Annotated in this window: 2 protein-coding genes and 1 pseudogene; 1 reads left to right on the top strand and 2 read right to left on the bottom strand. The window is 62.0% G+C overall.

Annotated elements, in window-relative coordinates; all coding sequences use genetic code 11:
• Positions 1-64 precede the first annotated feature (64 nt).
• The gene (locus VML93_RS11060; protein ID WP_325610494.1) at positions 65-940 is read right to left on the bottom strand and encodes a hypothetical protein; all 876 of its coding nucleotides are present in this window, start codon (positions 938-940) and stop codon (positions 65-67) included.
• Positions 941-1,171: 231 nt separating this feature from the next.
• Between VML93_RS11060 and ppk2 the strand changes: the two genes are divergently transcribed.
• Positions 1,172-2,005 carry a polyphosphate kinase 2 gene (gene ppk2, locus VML93_RS11055; RefSeq protein WP_325610492.1) on the top strand — a complete coding sequence of 278 codons (834 nt, stop codon included), beginning with the start codon at positions 1,172-1,174 and terminating at the stop codon, positions 2,003-2,005.
• Positions 2,006-2,039: 34 nt separating this feature from the next.
• Here the strand turns inward: ppk2 and VML93_RS11050 are convergent.
• Positions 2,040-2,412 (bottom strand): annotated as a pseudogene (locus VML93_RS11050) (PPOX class F420-dependent oxidoreductase); the annotation flags it as partial.

The following is a 2,412-nucleotide window of genomic DNA, read 5'->3' as shown; positions in this document are numbered from 1 at the left end:
GGCACCTGAGTCAGCGTAGGGCCTGCCGCCAGCAGCAGGGGTAGCCGCAGCACCGTTCGACGCCTCACGAAGTGACCATAATTCCCCGAGTGACGTGGTCGGCCGTGTTTATCGATTCGCACAGTTTGGGGTGCCAATTGCCCACCGAGTGCGTGAGGAGAAGGTCCCCGTGCGAAAATCCCCAGTGATCGGTCAGGCTGCCGTGGAGCCGGCTGTACAGGTTGCGCATGGTGAACCCGATGTTGAGTGAACCAGCCTTGGGCGCAGTGTATCTGACGCCGAGGGCGAGGTCAGATAGTCCAATCACCACATTGCTTGCCTCATCCCACTTGTTGGACCCACTGACGGTGATGTCGTTATCCATGAAGCCCAGGGTCAGATCCACCGATGATGAATCATCACTGATTCCCTGGGTCCCGTCTTGGTTTAGCGCGAGACCCTGGGCGTCTGCGAAGACAAGATCGAAGGGCGGCCCGAACGTCTGCATATCTATGACGTCGACGGTCGGGGTCCAGTCGCCTGCATGCACGACGAATGCGTCACGCCGGCCTGGTTTTTTGGTGACGATCGCTGCCCAGTTATCGCTGAATTTGCTTTGTAGATCGTGAATTTCGGAATAGCATTTCACGTCCCGGCGAAGAGCCTCTTCCATCTTGCGCCGCGCGCTAGCATGCGCTTCGGCCATCCGGTCGGGCTGCCCGATCGTTGCGGCGAGGCCGGCGCCGAACTCGCGGCGGCACTCGTCGCGAATTGCGGCAGCCTTCTTCGCGTCCGATCCCGTCAGTAAGCGGCGCAGCCGCTCGTCATAGGCGTTTCGAAAATCGGTGAGCTCCTTCTCGAGATCGGTAAAACGCCGATGCCGCAGCGCAGTCAACTCATCGTGGCTCTTCGTGTTCGAGCCAGAACTGAAGTTCCGATTCCTGAGTTGTCGCTTGGCCATACCTCTCTGCTACCACTCTGCGGCCACGACTGTCGAGTCCCCGCGCCGCGAACATCACGCCCGGGCGTCCCTTGACGTCGTGTCGTTTGTACCGGCGACCCTGGTATTCGGGCGACTGCCTGGCAGTCCTTCGGCCGATGCCTGACGCTCATTCCATGGCCAAGTCGAGCGCATCTGAGCAGGACGCATACTCGCGTCCGGTCAGGCCGAGCGGGATGATTGTCGGACAACATGGCGATGATTGGCAGGGACGCGATGGACACGAAAACGAAGCATGCGGATGTTGCGACCGGCAAGTTGAGTCGGAAGTACTACGAGAAGGAACTCTGCCGCCTGCAGAGTGAGCTCGTCCAGATGCAGCTCTGGGTCAAGCGAGCAAAGGCAAAGATCGTCGTCGTGTTCGAAGGCCGCGACGCCGCCGGCAAGGGGGGCGTGATCAAACGCATCACCGAGCGAACCAGTCCCCGGGTCTTCCGCGTCGTCGCGCTGCCGGCGCCGTCGGAGCGGCAGCAGACTCAGATCTTCGCTCAGCGCTATATCGAGAGGTTTCCGTCGGGCGGCGAAGTATGCCTGTTCGACCGCTCCTGGTACAACCGCGCCGGCGTCGACTGGGTGATGGGCTTCGCTACCGGGGATGAGTACAAGCGGTTTCTGGAGCTTGTGCCGAAGGTGGAAGAGGCATTCATTGAAGGCGGAATCCAGATCATCAAGTATTGGTTCGACGTCAGCCAGCACGAGCAAACCCGCCGGTTCAACGACCGGGCACGGGACCCGCGCAAGATTTGGAAGCTCAGCCCGATGGACCTCGAGTCGCACCGTCGCTGGTATGACTACTCCCGTGCCCGCGATGCGATGTTTCGTGCTACCGACACCGAGATCAGCCCTTGGTACGTCGTCAAGGGGGACGAAAAGCGTCGTGCGCGCCTGAACTGCATCGCGCACCTGCTGGACCAGGTGCCCTACGAGCGGGTCGAGCCAAAGGCGATCAAGCTGCCGGACCGTCAGAAGCCCCGCGGCTATGTAGAACCGGACTACCCGTGGCACTTCGTGCCGGAGCGGTACTGACGGAAAGCGGCTCTGCGAACGACAATTCGGCGGACTAGTGCTTGCTGAATCCGGTCGGGCGCACCACGATGACCACCCAGTCCGCGGCGTCGGCGGGATCCTCGTCCCGGGGCGGGGCGTCGGGAGGAGGTTCGTCCGCGCTGTAGCGCTTGGCCAGACGCCGGAAGAAGCTCGCCGCCCGATCGGGCTCGATGCGCTCGACGTCGCCGCGCACTTCCAGGTAGCGGTAGGGATTGTCGGTATCCGAGATCGACATCGCAGCCCGCGGGTTGCTTTGTACATTTGCGGTACTTCTGGCGCTTGGTGGTGTGGGCGAACCGCAGCAGTTCGCCGTCCCAGTCGAACCACATCGGACTCACCTGCAGCGCGCCGTCGGGCCGGGCAGGTGAGTCCGATGTGGTTCGACT

Origin of the sequence: Mycobacterium sp. (assembly GCF_035499775.1) — a bacterium.
In the GTDB taxonomy this organism is placed as follows: Bacteria; Actinomycetota; Actinomycetes; order Mycobacteriales; family Mycobacteriaceae; genus Mycobacterium.
This window is presented reverse-complemented; position numbering and strand designations above follow the sequence as displayed.

Excerpts from the sequence above, each read along its gene's own strand:
- VML93_RS11060 (WP_325610494.1), bottom strand. The coding sequence starts at position 940 with ATGGCCAAGCGACAACTCAGGAATCGGAACTTCAGTTCTGGCTCGAAC.
- ppk2 (WP_325610492.1), top strand. The coding sequence starts at position 1,172 with ATGGCGATGATTGGCAGGGACGCGATGGACACGAAAACGAAGCATGCG.